The 25318-nt window shown below is 58.4% G+C and carries 23 protein-coding genes and 3 pseudogenes; 15 read left to right on the top strand and 11 right to left on the bottom strand.

The window, feature by feature from the left end:
- Positions 1–8: 8 nt before the first annotated feature.
- From ACJJVH_RS30760 to ACJJVH_RS30725, 8 genes are all read left to right on the top strand, one after another.
- Positions 9–548, top strand: a complete 540-nt coding sequence (locus tag ACJJVH_RS30760) for an ester cyclase (protein ID WP_412066319.1) — start codon at positions 9–11, stop codon at positions 546–548.
- 79 nt (positions 549–627) lie between these two features.
- Complete coding sequence (gene hisD, locus ACJJVH_RS30755) at positions 628–1935, top strand: histidinol dehydrogenase (RefSeq protein WP_412066954.1); 1308 nt, start codon at positions 628–630, stop codon at positions 1933–1935.
- Complete coding sequence (locus ACJJVH_RS30750; protein WP_412066318.1) at positions 1935–2699, top strand: SDR family NAD(P)-dependent oxidoreductase; 765 nt, start codon at positions 1935–1937, stop codon at positions 2697–2699. Before hisD ends, ACJJVH_RS30750 begins: the two co-directional genes overlap by 1 nt.
- Before the next feature lie 14 nt (positions 2700–2713).
- Positions 2714–3682, top strand: a complete 969-nt coding sequence (locus tag ACJJVH_RS30745; RefSeq protein WP_412066953.1) for an ester cyclase — start codon at positions 2714–2716, stop codon at positions 3680–3682.
- A 5-nt stretch (positions 3683–3687) separates the two neighbouring features.
- Positions 3688–4656, top strand: a complete 969-nt coding sequence (locus ACJJVH_RS30740) for a cupin domain-containing protein (protein WP_412066317.1) — start codon at positions 3688–3690, stop codon at positions 4654–4656.
- On the top strand, positions 4656–5372 hold the full coding sequence (locus ACJJVH_RS30735; RefSeq protein WP_412066316.1) for an alpha/beta fold hydrolase: 717 nt from the start codon (positions 4656–4658) through the stop codon (positions 5370–5372). The genes ACJJVH_RS30740 and ACJJVH_RS30735 overlap by 1 nt, the downstream gene beginning before the upstream one ends.
- The gene (locus ACJJVH_RS30730; protein WP_412066952.1) at positions 5372–6067 is read left to right on the top strand and encodes an RraA family protein; all 696 of its coding nucleotides are present in this window, start codon (positions 5372–5374) and stop codon (positions 6065–6067) included. The genes ACJJVH_RS30735 and ACJJVH_RS30730 overlap by 1 nt, the downstream gene beginning before the upstream one ends.
- A 257-nt stretch (positions 6068–6324) precedes the next feature.
- A complete protein-coding gene (locus ACJJVH_RS30725; RefSeq protein ID WP_412066315.1) occupies positions 6325–7377 on the top strand; it encodes a GlxA family transcriptional regulator in 1053 nt (350 codons plus the stop codon).
- A 330-nt stretch (positions 7378–7707) separates the two neighbouring features.
- Here the strand turns inward: ACJJVH_RS30725 and ACJJVH_RS30720 are convergent, their stop codons facing one another.
- A complete protein-coding gene (locus ACJJVH_RS30720; protein ID WP_412066314.1) occupies positions 7708–8793 on the bottom strand; it encodes a molybdopterin-dependent oxidoreductase in 1086 nt (361 codons plus the stop codon).
- Positions 8794–9001: 208 nt separating this feature from the next.
- On the opposite strand from ACJJVH_RS30720, the pseudogene ACJJVH_RS30715 reads away from it, so the two are divergent.
- Positions 9002–10099: pseudogene (locus ACJJVH_RS30715) on the top strand (IS1595 family transposase).
- Here the strand turns inward: ACJJVH_RS30715 and ACJJVH_RS30710 are convergent.
- On the bottom strand, positions 10051–10188 hold the full coding sequence (locus tag ACJJVH_RS30710; RefSeq protein ID WP_412066971.1) for a hypothetical protein: 138 nt from the start codon (positions 10186–10188) through the stop codon (positions 10051–10053). The pseudogene ACJJVH_RS30715 and the gene ACJJVH_RS30710 sit on opposite strands and share 49 nt — an antisense overlap.
- A 394-nt stretch (positions 10189–10582) precedes the next feature.
- Here ACJJVH_RS30710 and ACJJVH_RS30705 point away from each other — a divergent pair, with 394 nt between their 5' ends.
- Entirely contained in the window at positions 10583–11692 is a 1110-nt protein-coding gene (locus ACJJVH_RS30705; RefSeq protein ID WP_412066313.1) for a helix-turn-helix transcriptional regulator, read from the top strand.
- A 166-nt stretch (positions 11693–11858) separates the two neighbouring features.
- Here the strand turns inward: ACJJVH_RS30705 and ACJJVH_RS30700 are convergent, their stop codons facing one another.
- The 5 genes and pseudogenes from ACJJVH_RS30700 to ACJJVH_RS30680 form a co-directional block, all read right to left on the bottom strand.
- Positions 11859–12047, bottom strand: a complete 189-nt coding sequence (locus ACJJVH_RS30700) for a LuxR C-terminal-related transcriptional regulator (protein ID WP_412066312.1) — start codon at positions 12045–12047, stop codon at positions 11859–11861.
- 80 nt (positions 12048–12127) lie between these two features.
- Positions 12128–12455, bottom strand: a pseudogene (locus ACJJVH_RS30695) (ATP-binding protein); the annotation flags it as partial.
- 11 nt (positions 12456–12466) lie between these two features.
- Positions 12467–12688, bottom strand: coding sequence for a hypothetical protein (locus tag ACJJVH_RS30690; RefSeq protein WP_412066311.1), 222 nt, complete (start codon positions 12686–12688; stop codon positions 12467–12469).
- Between the two features lie 1192 nt (positions 12689–13880).
- Positions 13881–14294, bottom strand: coding sequence for a hypothetical protein (locus ACJJVH_RS30685; RefSeq protein ID WP_412066310.1), 414 nt, complete (start codon positions 14292–14294; stop codon positions 13881–13883).
- A 137-nt stretch (positions 14295–14431) separates the two neighbouring features.
- Entirely contained in the window at positions 14432–14902 is a 471-nt protein-coding gene (locus ACJJVH_RS30680) for an Lrp/AsnC family transcriptional regulator (protein ID WP_412066309.1), read from the bottom strand.
- Between the two features lie 129 nt (positions 14903–15031).
- Here ACJJVH_RS30680 and ACJJVH_RS30675 point away from each other — a divergent pair, with 129 nt between their 5' ends.
- On the top strand, positions 15032–16276 hold the full coding sequence (locus ACJJVH_RS30675; RefSeq protein ID WP_412066951.1) for an argininosuccinate synthase: 1245 nt from the start codon (positions 15032–15034) through the stop codon (positions 16274–16276).
- A 20-nt stretch (positions 16277–16296) separates the two neighbouring features.
- On the opposite strand, the gene ACJJVH_RS30670 is transcribed toward ACJJVH_RS30675, so the two are convergent.
- The gene (locus tag ACJJVH_RS30670) at positions 16297–16920 is read right to left on the bottom strand and encodes a recombinase family protein (protein WP_412066308.1); all 624 of its coding nucleotides are present in this window, start codon (positions 16918–16920) and stop codon (positions 16297–16299) included.
- A 167-nt stretch (positions 16921–17087) separates the two neighbouring features.
- Between ACJJVH_RS30670 and ACJJVH_RS30665 the strand changes: the two genes are divergently transcribed.
- Together ACJJVH_RS30665 and ACJJVH_RS30660 are read left to right on the top strand one after the other, a co-directional pair.
- The gene (locus ACJJVH_RS30665; protein WP_412066950.1) at positions 17088–19931 is read left to right on the top strand and encodes a Tn3 family transposase; all 2844 of its coding nucleotides are present in this window, start codon (positions 17088–17090) and stop codon (positions 19929–19931) included.
- A gap of 48 nt (positions 19932–19979) precedes the next feature.
- Positions 19980–20573, top strand: a pseudogene (locus ACJJVH_RS30660) (OB-fold nucleic acid binding domain-containing protein); the annotation flags it as partial.
- 180 nt (positions 20574–20753) lie between these two features.
- Here ACJJVH_RS30660 and ACJJVH_RS30655 read toward each other — a convergent pair.
- Genes ACJJVH_RS30655 through ACJJVH_RS30645 form a run of 3 tightly spaced genes read right to left on the bottom strand, consistent with a single transcriptional unit; the run spans position 20754 to position 22865 of the window.
- The gene (locus ACJJVH_RS30655; RefSeq protein WP_412066307.1) at positions 20754–21338 is read right to left on the bottom strand and encodes an HD domain-containing protein; all 585 of its coding nucleotides are present in this window, start codon (positions 21336–21338) and stop codon (positions 20754–20756) included.
- On the bottom strand, positions 21332–22096 hold the full coding sequence (locus tag ACJJVH_RS30650) for an SDR family NAD(P)-dependent oxidoreductase (protein WP_412066306.1): 765 nt from the start codon (positions 22094–22096) through the stop codon (positions 21332–21334). The genes ACJJVH_RS30655 and ACJJVH_RS30650 overlap by 7 nt, the downstream gene beginning before the upstream one ends.
- Positions 22089–22865, bottom strand: a complete 777-nt coding sequence (locus tag ACJJVH_RS30645; protein WP_412066305.1) for a GntR family transcriptional regulator — start codon at positions 22863–22865, stop codon at positions 22089–22091. Before ACJJVH_RS30645 ends, ACJJVH_RS30650 begins: the two co-directional genes overlap by 8 nt.
- A gap of 195 nt (positions 22866–23060) precedes the next feature.
- Here ACJJVH_RS30645 and ACJJVH_RS30640 point away from each other — a divergent pair, with 195 nt between their 5' ends.
- Together ACJJVH_RS30640 and ACJJVH_RS30635 are read left to right on the top strand one after the other, a co-directional pair.
- Positions 23061–24035: a nucleoside hydrolase gene (locus tag ACJJVH_RS30640; RefSeq protein ID WP_412066304.1), complete on the top strand. Its 975-nt coding sequence runs from the start codon at positions 23061–23063 to the stop codon at positions 24033–24035.
- Between the two features lie 170 nt (positions 24036–24205).
- Positions 24206–25243, top strand: coding sequence for a BMP family lipoprotein (locus ACJJVH_RS30635; RefSeq protein WP_412066303.1), 1038 nt, complete (start codon positions 24206–24208; stop codon positions 25241–25243).
- The last annotated feature ends 75 nt before the right edge of the window (positions 25244–25318 follow it).

Below are 25318 nucleotides of genomic sequence, written 5' to 3'. Positions count from 1 at the left end.
GAATTGCAATGAAGGGTTCAAGACCGGAACAGGGTAGCCTGACCAAGAACAACGACCGTTCGAAGACGGAGGCGACCCGCGCCGTCGTCGAAGGCATGGTGGACGGCCTGAACGATCATGTCATCGACGGCATCGGGACGTTCTTCGCCAGCAATTTCCGTTGGATGGGCAACGCCGGCTGTGGCACGAAGAATGGCCTGAAGGAATTCCAGGACAACTGGCAGCGCCCCTTCCAGGCGGCCTTTTCCGACAAGGTCTGCGTCGACGAGGCACGGCTTGCCGAGGGTGAGTGGATGGCGGCGTTCGGCCGGCAGGAAGCGACCCATTCCGGCGAGTTCATGGGCATCGCGCCGACCGGCAAGCGCGTCGAAATCCGCTACATGGACTTTTGGAAGGTTGTCGACGGCAAGATCGTCGACAACTGGGTCATGGTCGATTTCCCGCATGTCATGATGCAGCTGGGCGTCGATCCGTTCAATGGTCACGGCTGGGAAGAGTATGACGCCGGCCGCAAGGTACCACCGCGCCCGGATAACAAGGCGGCCTAACAGGCAGTCCGACCAAACGAGATGGAAAATTGACATGCGTGGCGCGACCGAGGTCGGGCTGCGCGTGAAGGGAGGTTTCATGCCGAAATACCTTAAGATCGCCAAGAGCGAACAGGCCCGTGCGGAGGACGATGCGGCAGTCAGGGCAACCGTCGAGCGCATTCTGGCCGAGATCGATGCCGGCGGCGACGCAACCGTCAGGAAGCTCTCGCAGGAGTTCGACCGATATTCGCCCGAAGGGTTCAGACTCGACGAACGGCAGATCGAGGAGGCGCTGTCCAAGGTCTCCGCCAGGGATCTTTCGGATATCCGCTTCGCGCAGGATCAGGTCCGCGGCTTTGCCACGCACCAGAAAGCCGCGCTCCGCGATATCGAAGTGGAAACGATACCGGGCGTGGTGCTTGGCCATCGCAATATCCCGGTACAATCCGTCGGCTGCTACGTGCCCGGCGGAAAATATCCCATGGTGGCCTCGGCACATATGAGCGTCGTCACCGCCAAGGTCGCAGGGGTGCCGAGGATCGTGGCGTCCGCACCACCGCAGGGCGGTGCACCGCACCCAGCCATCGTCGCGGCGATGCATCTCGGCGGGGCAGATGAAATCCTGTGCCTCGGTGGCATCCAGGCTGTCGGCGCGATGGCATTAGGCACCGAGACAATTCGGCCGGTCGATATGCTTGTCGGGCCGGGCAATGCCTATGTGGCGGAAGCCAAACGACAACTTTTCGGACGGGTCGGCATCGACCTCTTCGCTGGGCCGACCGAAACCATGGTTATCGCCGACGAAACCGTCGACGCGGAGATATGCGCGACCGATCTGCTTGGCCAGGCGGAGCACGGCGTCAATTCGCCGGCTGTTCTGCTCACCACATCCGAAGCGCTTGCGCGCGCCACGATGGCGGAGATCGAGCGCTTGCTGAAGATCCTGCCGACCGGTCCGACCGCTCAGCGATCCTGGGAGGACTATGGCGAGGTGATCGTCTGCGAAAGCTATGACGAGATGCTGGAGCAGGCGAACCTGATCGCTTCCGAACACGTCCAAGTCATGACGGACCGCGATGACTGGTTTCTCGAAAATATGACCAGCTACGGGGCTCTCTTCCTCGGACCCAGAACCAACGTCGCTTATGGCGACAAGGTCATTGGCACCAACCACACGTTGCCAACCAGAAAGGCAGGGCGCTACACGGGCGGACTCTGGGTTGGCAAATTCCTGAAGACTCATAGCTATCAGAAGGTGTTGTCGGACGAAGCCTCCGCTCTTGTCGGCGAATATTGCTCTCGCCTTTGCATGCTTGAAGGGTTTGTCGGCCACGCCGAACAGGCCAATCTTCGGGTTCGCCGCTACGGGGGAAGAAATATTCCTTATGGAGAGGCGGCTCTGTGATGAACCTGCCACTCACCCCGTCGTTCAGGCTTGACGGAAAGCGTGCGCTTGTCTGTGGCGCTTCGCGTGGCATTGGGCTCGCCAGCGCGGCAGCCCTGGCGCAAGCGGGTGCGGAAGTCGTCTGCATGTCGCGCGACCGTCCTGCGCTCGAAGCGCTTGTCCATGATCTGAGAGCGAGCGGCGGCACGGCGAGCGCAATCGCCGGCGATGTCTGCGACATATCGTGGACGCGTCATGCGATCGAAGGTCATGGTCCCCTCGACATCTTTGTCAACAGCGCGGGCGCCGCAAGGCATACGCTGTTCACGGACGTCGAGCCCGAGGATTTTGACGCTGTCGCCGGCGTGAACATCCGAGCTACGTTCTTTGTGGCTCAGGCCGCGGCTCGCAACATGCGCCAACACGCAAGAAAGGGTTCGATCATTACCATCTCTTCGCAGATGGGGCATGTCGGTGGCCCGGAGCGATCTGTCTATGCAGCGACGAAGCACGCTACCGAAGGAATGACGAAGTCAGCGGCCATCGAACTCGGGCGTGACGGCATCCGCATCAACACGATTTGCCCGACGTTCGTGCGGACGGCGTTGTCGGAGAAGACGCTCTCGGACCCTGAACGCAGGGCCTGGGTCGACGCCAGGATCAAACTCGGCCGCTTGGCCGAGGTCGAGGACATCATGGGGGCGGTCGTGTTTCTCGCCAGCGATGCGGCTGCGATGATCACGGGCACATCAATTCTAGTGGATGGCGGCTGGACCGCCGAGTGAGGACGACGATGGCAATGAAAGGCTTCGATCCGAAGTTCAAGAACCTTCCCGACTACATCATCGGGATCACCAAGGAGATATGGGAAGATCGGCGCATATCGACCCTTCACCGCTACTATGCCGATGATATGGCCGTTCGATCACCGGCTTCCGTCGTGCTCGGAAACAGGAACGTCATCTCGGCGACGATGGCGACCCTCGCAGAATTTCCCGATCGGACTTTGCTGGGCGAGGACGTCATCTGGTCGGGAAACGAAGACGATGGCTTTCTGTCGTCGCATCGCCTCCTATCAACCGCCACCCATTCCCGGCCGGGCATCTACGGCGAACCGACCGGCAAAAAGCTGACCTATCGAATTCTCGCCGACTGCGCGACGAAGGACAACCAGATCTACGATGAATGGCTGGTGCGCGACCAGGGCGCGATCGTCCGTCAGATGGGTTGGGATCCAAAGACCTTTGCTGCCGATCTCATCGCGCGCGAGGGTGGGCCGGAGAGTTGCGTGCGTCCGTTCACGCCAGAAGTCGACGTCGAAGGGCGCTACAAGGGGCGTGGCAACGATCATCCAGTCGGGCTGCGCTACGAGGATATCTTGACGCGCATCATGTCGGCAGACATGGCCGCGATCTCCGAGGAATATGACCGCGCCGTCCAGCTTGAGCTTCCGGGCGGTGTCACCGGCCACGGCATCGGCGATGCCGACCAGTTCTGGATGAGCCTGCGGGCCGCTCTGCCGAACGCTCGCTTCGAGATCCACCACCGCATCGGACGCGATGATCCCGAGTTTTCACCGCGCGCCGCACTGCGCTGGTCGCTGACCGGAAAGCATGAGGGCTGGGGCTGTTTCGGGACGCCGACCGGCGCGGAGATCCACGTCATGGGCATCAGCCACGCGGAGTTCGGCCCCTGGGGGCTGCGTCGCGAATACGTGCTCTTCGACGAGACCGCGATCTGGAAACAGATTCTTTTGAAGACAGGATGAAACAAATGACACCGGAAGAAATGGAAAAGCGGATCGTCCGCTATGGCGATCTGAAGCCGTGCAAAACCGCGTTCATCGATGCGCACACGCCGGGCTCGAACCAGAAGGAAAACTTCACTATCATCGGCGGCGGCGTTTCGGAAAGCGCCGATCAGCACGTACACATCAAGGAGACCCCCGGTTTCAACATCGGAGCCGCGGGTCAGCCGCCACGCTGCAGGAACTCCCTGCATTCGCACCGCACGGCGGAAGTCTTCTATGTGCACAAGGGAAAATGGCGTTTTTTCTGGGGTCGCCACGGAACGGCGGGCGAGGTGGTACTCGAAGAGGGTGACATCTTCGACATTCCGACCGGTATCTTCCGTGGCTTCGAAAACATCGGCACGGACTACGGGATGATCATGGCGATCCTCGGCGGCGACGACGCCGGCGGCGGAGTGATATGGGCGCCTCAGGTCATCGAAGACGCACGGGACCACGGTCTCGTCCTGGCGGAAACAGGAAAGCTGTACGACAGTAAGAAGGGCCAATCGCTGCCCGAGGGTGTCGGTCCGATGCCGCTTCTGACTGAAGAACAGTTGAAGGAATATCCGGAAACGCCCGTGTCAGATGTCGTGCCGCGTTATGTAGGCCGCTACCTCGACATGATCTCGCTATCCAAACACGCTCCAGCTCGTGTTCTGGGGACCTGGGAAGATGCGCTTATTCGAGACCGCACCGGATTCGAGGTAGAGTTCCTGAGCCGGGGCTCGATCTCTGCGGAAACCTACCAATCCGAACGCCACGAGGTCCTCATGGTTCACAAGGGACACTGGAAGGTTTCCTGGCATGGCGGCGAGGCAGTTTTGGCGCCTGGCGACACATGCGCAGTGCCACCGGAGCTTGAGCATTCTCTCGTTCCATCCATGACGGGGGAATGTGCACTGTTCCGTGTCTACAACACCGATGACCTGGCTGGGCCGACGAGGCTTTGATGCAACCGCTGCTGATCCTGCTGCCCGGTATGATGTGCGACGACCGTCTATTCGCGCCACAGGTCGAGCATTTTTCGGACAGCTTCGACGTGCGCGTCGCCGATCTCACGACGGCGGGCACGATCGAGGAGTTGGCCAAGATCGTTGTAGCTTCGATGGCCGGACGATCGGCGCATGTCGTCGGGCTGTCCATGGGCGGGATCGCTGCCATGGAACTTGCCCGGCAAGCGCCGGAACGTGTCAAAAGCCTCGCGCTATTGAATACGACCAGCGCACCCGATGCGCCGGCGAGACGACCGATACGAGAGGCACAGATGGCGTCGGCCAGAGCAGGACGGATGATGGAAATGTTTGCCGACGAGATCATGCCGCATTACCTGGGGCAGCCGGCGCGAGAGACAGGAAAGTTGGACCCGGTGATCCTTGCCATGGCGCGGGATCTCGGGCCGGACGCGTTCGTCCGACAGAGCGAAGCATTGCTGCTGCGGTCGGCCTATGCGGACGTTGTTGGCGCCTTCGAAGGCCCAATTCTTGCTCTTTCCGGAGCCGAGGACAAGGTATGTGTGCCGGCTCTCCATAAGGAGATGGCCGCAAGGGCGAAGCATGGTCGCTATGTCGAAATCGCCGCCTGCGGGCATCTTTCCACGCTTGAGCAGCCGACAGATGTGAACGCGGCGCTTGAACAGTTTTTGAACGACGTGACCGGAGGAGAATGATGGACTCAACGTTCTGGGAGCTGATGCGCTCGGTTGACACGCCGACGGTCTGTAACGCCATCGAGGTGGTGCAGGGCAAGCGGGGATTTTCAGGCTTCACGAAGGGGACGGTGCTGGCAGCCGTGCCCGACCTCGGAGCGATATGCGGATACGCGCGAACTGCCAGGATTGCAGCGGCGATCGCGGCAAAGGAGCCTCCTGAAGTGGTGCGCGCGCGCCGCATGGATTACTATCGCCATATGGCTTCCGGCGGCTCTCCGCGAATTGCCGTTGTGGAGGACGTCGATTTTCCAGCTTGCGTTGGCGCGTTCTGGGGCGAGGTAAATACGACCGTTCACAAGGGTTTTGGCCTTGAGGGTACCCTCACAAACGGCGTGATGCGCGATCTTGGCGACCTTGCAGAAGGGTTTCAGGTGATCGCGGGCTCTATCGGGCCGAGCCACGCTTTCGTTCACGTCACCCAGGTTGGCGGCGCGGTCGAGGTCTTCGGCTTGCGCGTGGAGGATGGCGATCTTGTGCATGCCGATCGGCACGGAGCCGTGGTCATTCCGCCTGACGTCATCGAGCATCTTGCGACGGCTATCGAGACGATGCGCAAGGCAGAGAATCTGATCCTTCAGCCCGCCCGGCAACCGGGCTTCGATATCGAGGCCTTCGAGATCGCGTGGCGCGCTTTCGAGGAAGCCAGAACCTAACTATCACAGGGCGCGCTCTGCCACATCCTGCGAACACCTATCGGGTCGGCTGCGGCGCGGTTCTTGCCAATGTCGGTTCGTGAACAGGCCGGTTGCCAGAACCCGGACTAAACAGCCTGCTGCTATGTACGGCGATCGGATGTCCCGGTCGAAAGATGAGGCGACCGGGCAGGAATCGGTGCGTTGAGCCGGCAGAATCCCTCCGAACGAAGGAGGAGGACAACACCATCCTAGGGTGGAAAGGACGTTCGATCGAGATGACCGCACTGAAAGAGCCGATGCAAGGCGCAAAAGCGAAACGGCTGAGGATCGGCTTTGTGCTGGCGCGATCGTTCACGCTCTCAGCATTCGCGCTTTTCGTGGACGCGCTGCGTTTGGGCAGCGATCAGCTGGATCGGTCGGGACGTGTTCTCGCCGATTGGCAGGTGTTGGGAAGTACGCGCCATCTTATCGTTTCGAGTTGCGGAATCCAGGTCGCCCCCACCTCCGATTTCGTCGATCCGCGCCAATTTGACTATATTGTCGTTGTCGGTGGTCTGCTGACCATCGAAGAGCCCGTCGATGCCGAAACGATGGATTTCCTTTGTCGGGCGGATGCGCGGAAAGTGCCGCTAATCGGTGTCTGCACCGGCACGTTCATCCTGGCGGCAGCCGGGTTGATGAAATGCCATCCGGTCTGTGTGAGTTGGCTGCATCATCAGGCGTTTCGCGAGCGCTTTCCGGATATCGAAGTGCGCTCGGACCGCATTTTCAATCTCGACCGCAACCGCGGCTCCTGCGCCGGCGGCAGCAGTTCCGCTGACCTGGCCGTCTACCTCATCCGCCGCCATATCGGACTGGACGCCGAACGGAATGCATTGGAGGTTCTGCAGATCGAAAGGGCGCGCTCGCCGCTCGATATTCAACCACGGCGTCCGCTTTATCACGAGTTCGAGGATTCCCGTGTCAGGGCAACACTTATCGCCATGGAGCAAAACCTCGAAATTGCCGTCTCAATTGAAAAGCTGGCCGCTATGGTGGGGTTGTCTCGGCGCCAATTGGAACGCGTTTTCCTGGATGACGCCGGCATTTCTCCGGCAAAAGCCTACAATCGCGTGAGGCTGGAAAGGGCGAAGAGCCTTCTGGCCCGCACGAAAAGACCGCTGATTGATATCGCGCTCGAAGTCGGCTTCGAGAACGCGGCGCATTTTGGCCGCTGCTGCAAACGGATGTTCGGCCGCACGCCGACGCAGATCCGGCAGGGGGCGGCCGGCCTGCCAAGCATCGATACCGCCGATGTCAGCGGCGATCTCCTTGCGGGTGCTGTTTGACGCAATGCCGATACGAATTGGATGGGCATGAAAGCACATATTGCTCGAAGATATGCGCTTACGCAGGACCGTGTTATCTTATAGCGGGGCGCCGGTTCGGCTCCCATCAAGAGCTAAATTGGAGCCAGCAACGGCACAGTTGTCTTTTATCGAATGGAGTGATCCTAGCGTGATGAGAGATGAGGCAGACACCGTCGCCCCGGAAACACTCTACGACGCCCGGAAACTGATCCAAGTGATCTCCGCGGCCGGTTACAACATCAAATATGATGGACCGCCAGCCAAGCTGACCTTGTTGGATCCGGACTAATAATTCGCATTGCCCCCCGCTTAGATCGGCATTCTGTAGCCGTAGAACTCATGATCCTCATTGTAGCCACGTTGGCCAGCACCGAGATGCTTGAAGTCGTCTACAAATTCGACGGCTGAAATCCATTTGACCATCTTAAAGCCCAGCTCATTCTCGCAACGCAGCCGCAGAGGTGCACCGTGCAACACTGTCAATGCCTCGCCGTTCATCTCACAGGCCAGGATCGTCAATTCGTGGCGCATGTTGCTGATCTTGTGGACGTCGTAGTAACGGCCTCGATCTCCGCCCTCGGCGATGGAATAGAAAACTGCATATCGGGCTTCGGGGGCCGGCTTGACGATATTCATGATATCTCGCATCGGTACGCCGGCCCATTTGGCGACACCGGACCATCCTTGAATACAGAAATGTGTGGTGATCTGTTCCTGGCGCCGTAAAGCTTTGAGGTCCGCGAGCGAGAATTCCCGTGGATGTTCGACGAGGCCACCAATTATGAGGCGGTAGCTCTCAAAGTTACCAGCGATAAGGCTGTCGAACTCCGGTGAGTTGGGCATCGTGCCGTTGGGCCAGAGATAGGGCGAGATGTCTTTTTCGGTCATCTGGGAGCGGGGATCGAACCATTCGATCAGACCTTTGATCCAGCCAACCGTGAATTGCCCCGTTTTTTGAACCAGGCGGGCATTACGCAAGGTGAAGGGCGAAACCCACAGCCAAGCGGCAACGATGATAGCCATGGCTAGGAGAAAGAACGGAAATCCTGACCAGCTTTCGTCATGAACCCCGGCGAACATGTGATTGGTGTTCTGCCGAAGGCCGGTCACGAACACCATAACGCCATGCGCGACGATGAAGAACACGAACCACAGAAACGAGATGAAGTGGATGGAGCGCGCCTTCTGCCTGTCGAGTACGCGGCCGAACCAGCCAAGGCGGTTCGAAATAGCCGGCCCCTGCATGAAGCCGGTGATAATCGAAACCGGTGCCGCAACGAAGACGGTGATGAAGTAGGTGAGCTGCTGAAGGCCATTGTAGCGCGTCCACCCTTCGTCGACCGGAAAGTTGAGAGATGCGTATTGTATGCCCGTCGATAGCGCTGCAGGAAACACCTCCCAAGTTAGCGGTATGATGGGCTGCCATTGATCTGTTGCGAAAAGCAGGACGTAGAACAGTACGCCATTGATAGTCCAAAGCAGATTGAGGTCAGAACAAGAGCAGTCCGAAATCGTACGCGGCTCTTATCAACTAAAGACAGAAAATGCCTTGTAAAACAGTATCTTTCATGCGATTCTTCGGTCAGTCCCGAAGGATATAATTATGTCTGAAATGATGCTGGCGATGCTTTCCAATATTCGGACGGTTGAAGACATGGTCGCCGCGTTCCGGGACGAGGAGCGTTGCCGTCGCTTGCTGGAAAGCATGGTATGGCCGACTGGCAGGGTCTGCCCCGCCTGTGGTTACAAGCGTTCGACCGCGATAGCTGGCCGCGACATGGGCAAGCGCCGCGCGCGGCCGGGTCTTTACCAATGCTCCAGCGGGGATTGCCGCTTCCAGTTCACCGTGACAACACATACGCCCCTGCACGCCACGAAGCTTCCGTTGCGCACCTGGCTCAAGGCGCTGTGGCTGTTGCTGCAGTCGGATAAAGGCTTATCCTCGGTCCGTCTCGCCGAGACCCTTGGCGTTAGCCAACCGACGGCCTGGCGGATCGGTCATGCGTTGCGCCTTATGGTGGCGCGCGAGCACATGCTCGACGGCACGGTGGAAGTCGACCATTTCTATCTCGGTGGCAGACCGAGAAAGCATCCCGATGATCCACCGCCCGGAAGAGGCCGCAAGGGACAGGTAAAGACGGAAAAGACGCCGGTCATGGCGATCGTGCAGCGACCGACAGACATCACCCCGGGTTCAAGTGCCGGCGATGCCCGTGCGGCTGTCGTCACCGGCCTTTCGTTGCGTGCTGCCGTTCGAGCAGTTGCAACAGAAGTTGAACTTCGAGCGCATTTGATGAGTGACGAAGCAAAGGCATTCGTTGCCATAGGCGAAAGCTTTGCCGCACACGAGACGGTCAACCACTCCAGCCGCGAATATGTCCGGGATGCCGTCCACGTCAATTCAGCCGAGGCGTTCAATGCACGGGTCCGGCGAACCATTGCAGGCGTCTTTCATCACATCAGCCCGGAACTTGCCGACCTGTATTTCCATGAAATCGGCTTCAGATGGTCCCAGCGCGTTGTTTCCGGCCAAGCAGTGCGGAAAAGCCGAAGCGGCAAGGAAAGCAAGAAGATCCTTTGGTAACGAGTACCTCCTGCACTGCAATTAATACAAGTGTTCCGTGCTGCTACCGGCCGCCAAATGCGCCGTAGTCATAGCGGATGCATCACCATCAAATCTGCCGTGGCTGTCTTTGGTTGATAAGGGCTGCGTACGATTTCGGCCTGCTCTTGTTCTGGCCCCATATAAGCAGCGATGTATTCAGCGTTTACCTTTGGATTTTGTGTCATCTGTCTTGCTATTCAACGGTAAGCGCGTCGTCTTTAGTACGCAGTGCTAGAAGGACAATCGTCCTCCAATTGGGTGAGCTCGATTCCAGCCCCGCCCCTGGACATATTCGTCAGCCCAGTCCGCTTGGCGAACTAGACATGCGGCGCAACGACCATATCGAAGGCCTCCGAAATTTTTCAGAGGACGCACTTCAGGCCCCGGGTCTAAAGCAAAAATTACTCTGAATATACTTATTGCAGAATATTATTGGTGCAGATCGAAGTTTGATCTGCGATGCGGGCGCAAGTTTGTGTCTGGTTCTACCCGGAGAGTGTCAGATTTGCTTGAGATTTAGAGAAAATATGTATAGATTGCAGGTGGGGACTGTCGACTATTACAGGCAACGGGTAGGGAATGCAACGCGAGTGGGACGTTGATCTTATTGCACAATCTTTTTCGGACGCTGCGATAGGTTACAAAAGTTGGCAGAGTTCGCTCGATGCCATTTGCGAAAGCGCTGGCCTCGCGGGAGCAACGCTCATTCCCCTGAAGGGGGCTTTATCTCAGCTGCCAACGAGCGCGAATTTTTCCGAAGCGGTTGATTACTACTTTAGGGACGGGTGGCACAAACGAGATGTTCGCTTTAATGGTTTGGCGACGCTACGAAAGACGGGGCTCGTTACGGATTTTGATTGTGCATCCGAAGACGAGATCAAAAGAAGCCCCTACTATCAAGAATGGCTCGCCGCCTTCCGCTTGAAGTGGTTTGCGGGGGTCTACATCGCCGGGTTCGAGGAAGAATGGGTCCTCTCGCTGCAACAGGCGGAGGCAGGAGACCCCTTCGATCACGTCCAATGCACCCACCTTCGGCGACTCTCCCGCAGCTTTTCTTCCTGCGCAGCACTTGCAAATGCATTGGACTTTTCGCGAGCGGATGCTGCAATGGAGGCATTTGCTGTAAGCGGCAAGGCCGTGGTCCTGCTTAATCGTCATGGTGACGTAACGCGCACCAATATTGCTGCCGAACGGCTCTTCGACGACGAACTACGCATTCGAGATAGGCGGCTCGTTTGTCTGGACAGGACTTCGACAAAGAGATTGGATCTGGCCATCCAGATTGCTTGTACCAGCCCACGGGAGAGTTTCAGTGCTCCCATCCTGATCAAGCGGGCCGATCAAGGCCCCCTGTTCGCGTTCGTTTCGCCTGCTCGAGGAATTTCTCGGGATGTCCTTTCCTCCAGTCAAGCCTATGTAATCCTCGTTGATCCACATCAGCGGCGGACATCATCAACTCTGGTCTTGCAAAGTCTCTTCGGGCTGACCCGAACGGAAGCGGCAGTGGCAGAGCGCTTGGCTCGCGGCGACACATTGCGCGATCTCGCGGGGACAATGAAAATAAGCTACGAAACCGCAAGGTCCCACCTCAGGAGAATCTTTTCCAAGGTCGAGGTTAACAACCAAGCTCACCTGATGGCGGTCCTCATGCAGTTGGTGATCGAGACGAATAGCCATCCGATTGGTTGACGCCAATCTGGAGCGCGACAACGGACAATTTCACAGGGATACGACCATCCAGCGGCCGACGATGGCTGTGATCATGATGGAAGAGCTGCACAGGTACAACATCCATAGTCAGTATCCGGGCAATAGCTCCGAACGCGCCGAAGCAAGTATTCATCGGACACACAGGTCATTTTGCAAGCGTCACCTTGTGAGCAAGTGCGACGAGCTCGGATTGGCGGCCCGTTTTTGTCTTGGCGAAAATCGCCTGCAAATGCGTGCGCGCGGTCTCATAGGAAAACTCGGACGCAATGGCAATCTCACGCAGGGACAGGCCCTCGCAGAGCTTTGAGAGAATGAAGACCTGCCGCGGCGTCAAATTGAAGAAGTTCTGGGATGTCTCGGGCCCCGTTTCCGCTTCTCCGTTGCGTCCTCAAGAAGATACACACCGACGGGCCAGCCAGCTCCCTCGGTCAGCAGGAGACTATGATGTTGCCTGATCCAGTCGCAGCCGGCGAGCTTCAGGATGAGATTGCGGTCAAGGCCGCGATCGGGCGCGGAAGTCGATGTTCTCGACCTGAGCGTCATGGCGCAACCTGGCGACACGGGCTCTCGCCTCGAAGCGCTTCTTGCGGCGCGTGGTCGCCTCACGCTCCAGAAGAAGAGCGAGCCATTCGCCATGCTCGAGGCTCCTCACTTCCGGTTAGGCCTCGAGCTCGTGAAAGGCGCTTGCCATGCCAGAGAGGCCGAGCTCGCGCAGCATGTCGATGGTGGGATTGGTCAGCATTGTCTTGGTCCTCAATGAAAGTAGCCGGGACCGCGCAGGTTTGCGTGTTCCACGACGGCGGCGGGTTCGGTGGAATGCCTGTTGGGCTTGTGGATAGCGATGAGCGCGGTTATGGTCTTGCAGGTCAGGCAGCCGATCTCGACGGCACGCGCTGCGACGGCCTCGGCGCACTCGCGGGGAAGATCGCGATAGAGGCGCAGGATACCGCAGCATCCACCCCGACGGTTAAGCAATTATAACTCTTGGTTGCAATTTCTGCTTCGTGCAAAACTCATCAAGGTTGCGCGAGATGGCCGAGGCTTTAAAGCCGCTTGCAACCAAGCGATGGCTTTCACCCATCCTAGCCGGTGGATGGACAGTGTCGTATTACTATCTTAGTAACAAAAGGTCGGAGCATCGCCTCTGGGCTTTTGCGCTGCGGAGACCTCAGCCGGTTGACTCTGCGCGGGTTTGACCCACCCACCGTCGGCGCGATGAGGGCCGCTATAACCCTCCATACGCGCTCTCCTGCTGCCCGAAAGGCTTTGCAAGTCGATCACCTCCTCCAATTGGGGTACGACAGCAAAATGCACTCCATGGGATAGTCCAAGCGTTGATCATTTATTGTCTCGACACGCAACGGAGTGGGAACACCATGAAGGCCAACGCGCTACGCAACTTAACGCTTGCGGGATTTTCGGGCTTACTCAGCCTAGTCGCTGCCATTGAACCATCGTTTGCACAGAACTGCCCAACAGGCTTCGCTCCAGTCGGGACAGAAAGCGTCAAAAGAAATACTGGGCAAGGCAGCGGCTTCGAACTGCTCCGCATAGCACTTCCTCGCAACCGCGATCGGTCGTATGCTCAGACCAATGCGATTGGCCGACTGACAGGATCGGACGATAGTGGTCGATGGGCTAAAACTCGCTGGGACGGCCGGCACAACATTCGTGGGGTTTGGTTGGAAGCGACTGGGAACTACCACTACGCACTTGGTGTTGACATAAACGGACGTAGGGGCCTTCCCCATACGATTGCCGAAGTTGATCCGGCAACTGGCGAGGTTGTCCGAGAGTTCCTTGAAATCGGTGCCTATTGTGGCCCAGGCGGCAATGGCGAGGGTTGCACCGCGACAATCAATGTCTGCTACAAGCCCAAGTAGTGGCGACGGCTGGAACTGGGGCACGGTGGGCCTCTGGCCGCCGCCCATTTCCAATCGGTGTGACGCGCACCTTTAAATTTCAGCCATACAGAGCTGGTGACTTGCCGCAACGGTGACTTGGCCGACCAACAACCTCTTGCCGCCGTGGTTCACCACACGGATCACGCGCCTTTCAAGGTGGCAGGTGACAGCGGGCTCATTCAGAATTCGGCGCTTTTTGAAAGAAGCGTGGCGTGACCCGTTAACCCGCTGCCACGGAGACCTGCGCAGATAGGCGAGTTATCTCAGGCAGCGACAGCCTTATCGCCCTCAAACGCATAGAAGTGAGGATCCGCAACGGCGTCGCCGGCGAAATTGCGACTGATCTCCACGGTAATCAAACTGTCGCCAGCAAAGGCTGGGCTCAGTTCAAGCGTCAGATATTCGAACAGCGCACGCTCGTGCACCGCGATCACGACTTGCTTGCCGAGACCCTTCGAGAACGTTCGCAACAGAGCGGCAAACTGAGCGATGTGAACGTCATCCATCGACTGCACGGGGTCGTCGAGCACCAACCATGGCAGCTGCGACGGCACCGACAGGTTAAGCGCAAGGAACAGGGTGAGAGCCGAGGTGTTCAAATTGCCCTGGCTTAGCATGGCGCCGGGAGGACCGGAGGACTGCCCTGACCTATGAAACGTCTCCAGCACAGCCTCCACCTTGCCATTCTCCTGATCGGGAAGGCGGAATTGCGGAACGAACTGCTCGTTCGGAGCAAGCCGGACGAACAGGTCGCGCGCGAGCAGGGGGCGTTTGCGGGAGGGGGCGAAATCCTACGCTGAGGCATGGTGGAAGATTACAATGCCAATGGTAATTCGAAACTTCGCTTGAGAGTTTCCATTGGAACATCTGTTTTGACGTTCAGCACGCTCGCGATACGGGTTAGGTGGTCCGCTTGAAAACGCCAATAGCTGTGGAGGTCGGCGGTGACGATGCGCAGGATGGCGTCGCATTCTCCTGTGGTCAGGTAGCATTCCATGACTTCCGGAAGGCGTCTGACAGCTTCTGCAAATTGGAGAGTGACCTGTGCATCCTGCGTTTTGAACCAGACGCGGGCAAACACCGTCAGACCCGCACCCACCTTGGTCGGATCAAGAACGGCCACATAGCGATCAATGATACCCGCCTCTTCCAAAAGCCGAACGCGGCGCAGACACGGCGAAGGAGACAGCCCCACCTCTTTCGCCAGGTCGATATTGGAAATGCGTCCATCACGTTGAAGTACCTTCAGGATCCGCCGATCAATTTCGTCTAAATTGAATGACACAATATGGCTCCGCACCAATAATTTATGGCATAATATGCCAAACTATCTCGTATCCTTGATCTCTTTGCAATCTCATTGCGCGTAGATTGGCCTATCGTTTTCATATTCAATATGAAGGCGAAGGTGATGATGAAAAAGATCGAGAAGATCGTGCTGTCCTACTCGGGAGGTCTGGACACCTCCATCATTCTCAAGTGGCTTCAGGACACGTATCGTTGCGAGGTGGTCACCTTCACGGCGGATCTGGGCCAGGGCGAGGAGCTGGAACCAGTGCGCGAAAAGGCCGAGAGTCTTGGCGTCAAAGACATCCGTATTGTCGATGTTCGTGAGGAATTCGTTCGCGATTTCGTCTTTCCGATGTTTCGGGCCAATACGCTCTATGAAGGGCAATATCTGCTTGGTTCGTCTATTGCGCGACCGCTGATCGCCAAGCATCTCGTCAACATAGCCAAGGAGGTTGGCGCCGACGCCATCGCCCATGGCGCCACCGGCAAGGGCAATGATCAGGTGCGCTTCGAACTGGCAACAAATGCGCTCGATCCGTCGATCAAAATTATCGCTCCCTGGCGCGAGTGGGATATTCAATCGCGCACGCAGTTGATCGAGTATGCCGAAAGGCATCAGGTCGCTATTCCGAAGGACAAGCGCGGGGAAGCTCCTTTCTCGATTGATGCGAACCTCCTGCACACCTCGACGGAAGGAAAGATACTGGAGGACCCGTCGGAGATCGCACCTGCCTATGTCTATCAGCGAACGGTTGACCCTCTGGATGCGCCGAACGAGCCGGAGACTGTTGTTATAGGCTTTGAGAAAGGCGATGCAGTTTCCGTTAATGGCATCGCCCTAACGCCTGCTGCACTACTGACAGAACTCAACAGGCTGGGCGGCAATCATGGGATTGGAAGGGTCGACCTGGTAGAGAACCGGTTCGTCGGGATGAAATCCCGTGGGGTCTATGAGACGCCCGGCGGCACGATCTTGCTCGCCGCTCATCGAGGGATTGAATCAATCACACTCGATCGTGCTGCGGCTCATCTGAAGGACGAGCTCATGCCACGCTACGCCGCGCTGATCTATAACGGCTTCTGGTTTTCCCCGGAGCGGGAGATGCTGCAGGCCTTGATCGATCAGAGCCAAACCTATGTCAGCGGCGAGGTTACGCTCAGGCTCTACAAGGGCTCAGCAAACGTGGTAGCCCGCACTTCGTCCAGCTCGCTCTATTCGATGGATCTCGTTACCTTCGAAGAGGGCTCTGGTGCATACGACCATCACGATGCTGAAGGCTTCATCAAGCTCAACGGGCTGCGTCTGAAAAGCTGGGCCGCCCGCAACGGTAAAGCGCGGCCGGGCCTCGGCGGATCAGAAATTATGTAGGGGGTCTGTTCTGGTGCTGCTCAAGGCCCTAAAGCCAAGCCGAGGACTCGCTTTCCGTAATCTCTGAGTTCGCCCTTGGGGCCGACATACCGGTAGAGGGTGACGCGCTCGATGCCGAGCTCCTTGCACAGATCCGAAACGGGTGTGTCGCGTTGCGCCATAGCGGCCTGCGCGAGACGCACTTGCGCTTTGGTGAGGGCAAACTTACGACCGCCTTTCCTGCCTCGTGCTCTCGCGGCGGCCAGCCCCGCCATGGTGCGCTCGCGGATCAGGTCCCGTTCGAACTCGGCCAGGGTGGCGAAAATACCGAACACCATGCGGCCGGATGCAGTCGTGGTGTCGATCTGAGTGCCCTTTCCGGTCAGCACACGCAGGCCAATCTTGCGTTCTGACAAATCTTTCACGGTGTTGACGAGATGGGCAAGCGACCGCCCAAGGCGATCGAGCTTCCAAACCACGAGTATATCGTCGGCACGAAGGGATTTGAGACAGGCGGCCAGACCCGGCCGATCATCCCGACTACCGGACGCGCGATCCTCATAGATGTTGTCCTGGTCGACGCCGGCGGCCCGTAGATCGTCGTGTTGCAGGTCGAGGGACTGCGAGCCATCGGCTTTAGAGACGCGGGCATATCCTATCAGCATGTATCTTAAACGTTGGTTTGAGGCGGTGTGTCGGACGCGAATGTTTTGTTGGCTAGAATTGTATCTCAACCAGCTTCATAAACAAAGCATCTTAAACATGATCAAATTTTGAAAAAGGAACATAAACGCCGCGTCGCGTCACTCTCGCCGATCGGCAAAGGGATGCGCTGTTGCGCCTGCCGACCTCGCAAGCGGATTTGCTGAAGCATTATACTCTTAGCGATGAAGATCTCGGCCACATCAGGCAACGCCGGCGCGCTCACAACAGATTCGGCTTCGCCCTGCAACTGTGCGTCCTCCGCTATCCAGGCCGGGTGTTGGCTCCAGGTGAACTGATACCGGCAGAGGTGATTGATTTTATCGGAGCGCAGCTCGGCCTCCATGCCGACGATCTTGCCGAATATGCTACCCGTGAGGAGACGCGGCACGAGCATCTTTCCGAACTGCGGGCGCTCTATGGATTCCGCACCTTCTCCGGACGTGGTGCGCGTGATCTGAAGGAATGGTTGTTCCGCGAAGCCGAGATCGCTGTATCGAACGAGGATATTGCCATTCGCTTTGTGACCGAATGCCGTCGCACGCGCACAGTTCTTCCCGCGACATCGACGATCGAGCGGCTTTGCGCCATGGCTTTGGTCGATGCTGAACGACAGATTGAGACAAGAATTGCCAGTCACTTGTCGCAAGAAACCAGGAAGCCGTTGTTAGCGCTGCTCGAAGATACCATTGACGACCGGGTAACTCGGTTCGTCTGGTTGCGGCAATTCGAGCCAGGCTCGAACTCATCGTCTGCCAACCGGCTGCTCGACCGGATAGAACACCTGCAACGCGTCGTTCTCCCCGAAGATTTGCTGGTCGGTGTTCCTGCCCATCGCGTGACACGTCTGCGTCGGCAAGGCGAACGATATTATGCTGACGGCATGCGCGATCTTCCGGAGGACAGGCGGCTTGCAATTCTGGCCGTCTGCGCGTCGGAATGGCAGGCAATGCTTGCCGACGCCGTGGTCGAAACCCATGACCGGATCGTCGGCAGGCTTTACCGGGCATCGGAACGGATTTGCCAGGCGAAGATCGCCGACGAAGCAAACGCGGTGCGCGACACCCTGAAATCTTTCGCTGAAATCGGCGGAGCCCTGGTCGATGCACAAGATGACGGACAGCCGCTGGACGACGTTATCGCAAGCGGATCAGGCTGGGACGGCTTCAAAACCCTTGTCACTATGGCAGCCAGGCTGACCGCCACTATGGCGGACGATCCCCTCAACCATGTGCTGGACGGCTATCACCGTTTCCGCCGCTATGCTCCTCGCATGTTGCGCCTGCTCGATCTCCGGGCCGCGCCGGACGCACAGCCGCTTCTGGAAGCGGTTACGGCCCTACGCACTGGCTTGAACAATACCGCGCATACGGCCTTTTTGCGGCCGAGTTCGAAATGGCATCGTCATCTTCGTACACAGGTGGTCGGCGATACTCGCCTCTGGGAGATCGCAGTCCTGTTCTATCTGCGCGATGCCTTCCGCTCCGGGGATATCTGGCTGGTCAGGTCCCGGCGCTATGGCGATCTGAAACATGCACTCGTGCCGGCGCAGGCGCTGGCCGAAAGCGGCCGCCTGGCTGTGCCATTGCGATCGGAGGAATGGCTGGCGGACCGGCAAGCCCGGCTCGAAATACGGTTACGCGAGCTTGGTCGCGCCGCTCGCGCGGGCACAATTCCCGGTGGGTCCATCGAAAACGGCGTCTTGCATATCGAGAAGCTCGAAGCCGCCGCGCCGTCTGGTGCCGAGGATATGGTTCTCGATCTCTACAAGCAGGTCCCGTCTACGCGGATTACCGACATCCTGCTTGAGGTGGAAGCTGCAACCGGTTTCTGCGAAGCCTTCACCCATTTGCGCACGGGAGCGCCCTGCGTCGATCGGATCGGACTGATGAACGTCATTCTCGCGGAGGGGATCAATCTCGGCCTTCGGAAGATGGCAGATGCTACCAATACCCACACCTTCTGGGAATTGATCCGCATTGGGCGGTGGCATGTCGAGGGCGAGGCCTACGACCGGGCGCTGGCCATGGTGGTCGAGGCGCAGGCGGCGTTACCTATGGCGCAATTCTGGGGCGCGGGTGTCTCGGCATCGAGCGACGGGCAATTCTTCGTAGCGACAGAGCAAGGCGAGGCCATGAACCTGGTCAACGCGAAATACGGCAATACGCCGGGTTTGAAAGTTTACACCCATGTCTCCGACCAATACGCGCCGTTCGCGACCCAGATGATCCCCGCGACAGCAAGCGAAGCGCCATATATTCTTGACGGCCTGCTCATGAATGATGCTGGCCGTCATATCCGCGAGCAGTTCGCTGACACGGGAGGCTTCACCGATCACGTTTTTGCCGCGTGCGCCATTCTCGGCTACCGCTTCGCCCCACGGATTCGTGATCTGCCATCCAAGCGCCTCTATGCGTTCAATCCATCGACAGCGCCGGCGCACTTGCGGGGATTGATCGGTGGCAAGATCAATCAGGCCATGATCGAGCGAAACCGGCCAGACATCCTGCGCATCGCCGCCACCATTGCAGCCGGAACCGTTGCGCCTAGTCAGATATTGCGGAAACTCGCCTCCTATCCGCGGCAGAACGAGCTTGCCACGGCTCTACGTGAGGTCGGCCGCGTCGAGCGAACCCTGTTCATGATAGATTGGATTCTGGATGCCGATCTGCAACGCCGCGCCCAGATCGGTCTCAACAAGGGTGAAGCGCATCATGCGCTGAAACGGGCCATCAGCTTCCATCGCCGGGGCGAAATCCGCGACCGTTCGGCGGAAGGACAGCACTACCGGATCGCCGGCATGAACCTGCTCGCCGCCATCATCATCTTCTGGAACACCATGAAGCTCGGCGAAGTCGTCGCCAACCAGAAACGAGCCGGAAAGCCGTTATCACCCGATCTACTGGCCCATGTCTCGCCGCTCGGTTGGGAACACATCAATCTCACCGGAGAATATCGTTGGCCGAAACCTTAGCGTAGGATTCCGCCCCCTCCCGCAAACGACCTCGAGCAGGCCGTCATCCCGGAGGCGCTCGAGCCAGCGGTCGCACTGAAGCCGATGACATCTGGCGGGGAAGTCGTCGAGGACTACAGCCATGTCGGCCTGACTTTGCGTGCACACCCGCTGAGCTTCCTGCGACATGATCTCACCAAACGCCGGATCGTCACCTGCGAAGATGCCATGAACGCCCGTGACGGCAAGTGGCTCGAGGCCGCAGGTCTCGTCCTCGTACGCCAGCGGCCGGGCTCCGCCAAGGGCGTGATGTTTATCACCATCGAGGATGAAACGAGCCACGCAAACCTCGTCGTCTGGGTGAAGACCTTCGAGAAATACCGCCGCGTCGTGCTCGGCGCCGGCATGATCGGTGTCTACGGCAAGATCCAGCGCGAAGGCGAGGTTGTGCATCTCGTCGCGCGCCGGCTGACCGATCTTTCGGGCGAACTCGCCAGTATCGGGTCGCGGGACAAGGCATTTCCGCTTCCGCATGGACGCGGCGACGAGTTTCACCATGGGTCGTCGGCGCCCGATCCACGCGGGATGCCGAAAGTCCGCGATATCGTTGATCCCTATGGGCACATCGACCAGATCAAGGTCAAAACGCGGGATTTTCGATAGTAGCACCAGCGGAGGTTTTTGTCTCACTTCAGGCTCGCGCCCTGGGTTTGCTTTCAAGCTTTTCGATTGCCAGCATCAGTCTAGCATCGCTCCAACGCTCGTCCGGTCTTGCTCAATCCCGGAAGAGTTTAAGGAGTTGACGACAATTTTCGGTCACCGGTGACGCCAAGCGCGTGAGCGTTAACTGAGTGGCGAGGAACGCCCGTCGAAATGTTGGCGCACCATCCGCATAACGTCAGGCCACAGATCGGGCAGGGCCGGCGATATGACGGAGCCGTATCTTTCGAAGACCATTTCGAGGCTGACACCGTTTTCCGCCCACGTCCCTCCCTCGTTGACGAGGTTGAGCAACAGAGGTTGCAGGCGATCGATTGCCCGGGCAAAAGCCGCTTCGCCACTTAATCCCGTTTCGAATTCTTCCCAGAGTGCAAAATACTCAGCGCCTTGATCCGGCGGCAAAAGCCCGAAGATCCGTCGGGCGGCAAGGGTTTCGGTTTTAAGCTTGTCAGGCCGGTCGGTGCCGTGAAGGGGGGTGTCACCGGCATCGATCTCGACCAAATCGTGGATCAGAAGCATTTTCACTGTATTCAGGAGGTCGAGGGACCGGCCTTTTCCCAGTGTGAGGGCGACGAGTGCGAGATGCCAGGAATGTTCCGCAGAGTTCTCGCGTCGCCCGCCACCGGCAAGCCGTGATTGACGTTCGACCAGCTTCAGCCGGTCAATTTCGATCAGGAATGCGAGCTGCGCGAGGAAGCCGTCTACCACATGACGTCTCCGCCGTTGGGCGAAATGCTCTGTCCGATGAAAAAACCCGCGGGATCGGACGCAAGGTAGACATAAGCAGAAGCGATTTCCTCCGGTTCGCCCGCCCGCCCGATCGGCAACGCCGCGAGCTTCGCATTCACGAATTCCTCTCCCCCGACCCACAGCATGGCCGTGTTGGTCATGCCGGGGCAGACGCAGTTCACGGTAATACCGGCTCCTGCAACTTCCTGGGCCACACTTGCGGTGAGTGCGGTCACCGCTGCCTTGGAGGCACAATAGGCACCATGATTAGCGACCGGCTTGTGTGCGAGCTGCGAAGAGGTGTTGATGATGCGCCCATAGCCGCGCTCCAGCATATGCGGGATCACGTGTTTCATACCGTAGGCGACACCCATCAGATTAACGTCGAATATCCTCGACCAGACATCCCAGTCCTGCCCCTGGATAGGAGAGCCCGAACTCGTGACGCCGGCATTGTTGACGAGAATATCGATGTGTCCAAAGCTCTCCAGGGTTTGACGAACAACGGCGGCCACCGATGTCTCGCTGGTGACGTCGACGTCCAGCCCGATCGCATCGACCGACTGGGCCTCGAGTTCGGCCAGGAGCGAGGCCTTTTCGTCCCGCTTGTCGAGGTCGGCGAAGGCGACATTCGCGCCGGCCTTTGCGAAGGCCAGGCAAACTGCGCGACCTATTCCGACCGCGCCTCCGATCACCAATGCGTTTCTTCCGGTCAATGTCATCACGTTCTCAACCATGGACGACAACCGGCTTGCGTGGAGTGGTCGGGTTGGCGGATTTGGAGTATTTGACGAGCACGGTTTCGAGGCTAGGTTTTTCTTCGGTTTTCTTGTCCTGAAGCAGGTCATGCTCGATATCGTCGAGATGCCGCTCCATCTGCTTGACGGCGTCAGAGGCATCCCGCGCCATCAGGAGCTCGACCAGCCGGCGGTGGTCGTGCGCCTTGCAGCACGCTGTCACATCGCTGTAGGTGGCGATCACCAGCGCCGACCTGCAAATGAGGTTGCGTATGTAGACCCCGAGGACGCCGTTGCCGGAAAGGTCACTCAAGAGAATATGAAACTGGCCTGACAGCCTCAAGGCCTCGCGCTGATCGTTGCGATGATAGGCCGAATCCTCGGCATCGACATGCGCGGCGAGGGCGGCAAGATCCTTGTCGGTAGCAACGTCCACCAGGCAGTTGATGATGAAAGGCTCGATCGCCTTGCGCGCGGCGATAATATCCCGAGCCTCCTTGAGGTCCGGGACGACGACGAAGCACCCCTTGTAGGGCTGCACATCGACAAGGCGATCCTGCTGCAGCCGTTGTATCGCAACGCGTACGATCGTTCGGCTCACGCCGTAGTGGTTGCAAAATACGTCCTCTGGCAGTTTCGTTCCAGGGTCGAGCGCCCTGTCGAGGATCGCGTGGACAACCGTGTCATAGATCTCATCCGGCACACGATCGATGGAGGCGGCCTCGCGCGGCGCTGAACCTGATGCTGCGGTCTGTGGTTTTTTCGACATGAGATCATCCTGGTGTTGATGGGTTGATATAGCCGACGATCGAGTTTCTCTCAACAGGAAATCAATCCGCCGGAGGTATTCGATACGAAACACTAATTTTTCGTATTGACTAAGGTTGGGATTCACTCTCCTATCATGGCGCACAGATCGCCGTCTGCGGTCCGGGCTATCATTGAAGAATGCGGAGGCAAATTAATGCGCAAGAAGCTCATCCTCGACGTCGATACCGGAACGGACGACGCCGTCGCCATCATGCTGGCCGGATTGCATCCCGATCTCGATCTGGTCGCGGTGACTGTCGTCAACGGTAATGTTCCCGTCGAGAACTGCACGGACAACACGTTACGGACGCTGGACTGGATCGGCCGCAGCGATATCCCGGTCTATCAGGGCCTGAGTCATCCGATCGTGCGCGAGGATTTTCCCACACCGCGGGCGACAAAACGCGATCCAAAAGTCCATATGGCGGTATTGCCGCTGCCGGCGGCCACCTCTGCAAAAAAGGACCTGCCAGCACCAATCTTTTTGACTCAGGCATTTGCCGAGCAACCTGGAGAGATCACGCTCGTTGCTGTCGGCCCCCTGTCGAACCTGGCCGCAGCGATTGCGATCGACCCGAAATTTCCAGAAAATTGCGCTGAGCTCATCATCATGGGTGGCGCCGTCAACAAGTCGAATATTACGCCATCGGCCGAATTCAATATCTGGGCAGACCCCGAAGCGGCCGCGCAGGTCTTCCGCGCGCCGTTCCGCAAGATCACGCTCGTGCCGCTTGATGCGACACATGAAGCCCTCGTCTCGAAAGAACAATGCGAGATGTTGCGTGCGCTGGGCAGCCCGGCTTCGAAGGCCTCCGCTGACATCATCGAGCACCGGATCAGAGGCTATGAGGAAACCCAGCCGACCGGCACGCCGCAGACCGCCCCTGTCCACGATGCGGTCTGCGTGGCGGCGCTTGTGGATCGCGAGATTATCGAGACGAAGTATGTGAACGTCGTCATCGAAACCCTTGGCGAATATACGATCGGCCGAACCGTCGTGGATCATGAGAGGCGAACAAAGCGGGAGCCGAACTGCCATGTCGCGTTCCACGCCAGGCGCGAGCCATTCGTCGCGATGTTGACGGAGGTCTTTACTCCGAAAAGGCCGACAGAGGCGAGGGCGAGCTGAATGGCAGCCATCGAACCGGGAGCCGGCCAATGACGATTCGCGAACTTAGTAAGCCAATTCGCATTGACATTTAGATACAATACTGACTAGGATCGTATTAACTTGTGAGGCAGAGTTAATAACTGACCACGGAACACCCGCAAGTTTCCAAATCAAACTGGGGATCAACCATGAGACTGTACAAGACCGCAATCCTGTGTGCCGCGCTTGCTTTCGGAGCGATGTCGACAATCGCTGAAGCCGCCACCCGCGTCGCTTTCGTCACCGCCGAAGGCGGGCTTGGCGACCATTCGTTCAACGACATGATCAACGAGGGACTGAAGAAGGCGAAGGCCGATCTCGGCATCGACTACGTCGTGATCCAGCCGCGGGCAGTGTCGGACATGCAATCGTCGCTGATCAGGGCCGCCGGCCAGAAGTTCGATCTGGTTCTAGGCGCCTCCTTCGACATGATCGAGCCGATGAAGGCGGCCGCCAAGGCCTTTCCCGACCAGAAATTCGGGATCATCGATGTCGGCTCCGACCCGATCGCGCCGAATGTGGTTGGCGCCGTGGCCAAAGACTGGGAAGGCTCTTTCATCGTCGGGATCGCAGCTGCCATGACCTCGAAGACCGGTACGATCGGCTTCGTGGGCGGAAAGGACATTCCGGTCATCCATCGTTTCTTCAACGGCTACTACTATGGCGCAAAGATGGCCAGGCCCGATATCAAGGTTCTTGAGCGCTATTCCGGGTCCTTCACCGACCCGGCAGCTGGCAAGGAATACGCGCTTGCTCTGATCAATAGCGGTTCTGACATCAATTTCGCGGTTGCCAATTTGACCGGCGCCGGGGTTATCGACGCAGCCAAGAGCACGAAGACCTTTGCCATCGGTGTCGACTCCAATCAGAACGGCATGGCGCCAGGAACCGTTTTGACCTCGATGATGAAACGCGTCGATATCCTCGCCTACGACATCGTGAAGTCGGTCGTCGACGGCACCTTCAAAGGCGGCATCAACAAGCAATACGGTCTGAAGGAAGGTGGTGTCGAGGCTGCCATGGATGACAACAACAAGGGCCTGATCGCCGACGCGACCCTGAAGAAGATGGACGAGCTGAAGGCCAAAGTGATCTCGGGCGAGATCGTCGTGCCGAACTACATCGAACTCGACCCGGCCGCCAAGCAGATGGGTACGCCGCCGATCGACCGGCCGGCCGCACAATAAGTCCAACTCCTCCCGAAATGCCCGGGCGTCGCAACGGCGTCCTGGCATGGAAGACATCATTCAGAGGAGAGACGC

It is taken from the genome of Rhizobium sp. SYY.PMSO (genome assembly GCF_046840415.1).
Taxonomy (GTDB): domain Bacteria; phylum Pseudomonadota; class Alphaproteobacteria; order Rhizobiales; family Rhizobiaceae; genus Rhizobium.
Note: the sequence above shows the minus strand (reverse complement) of the source record. Positions and strands in the feature narration are given on the sequence as shown.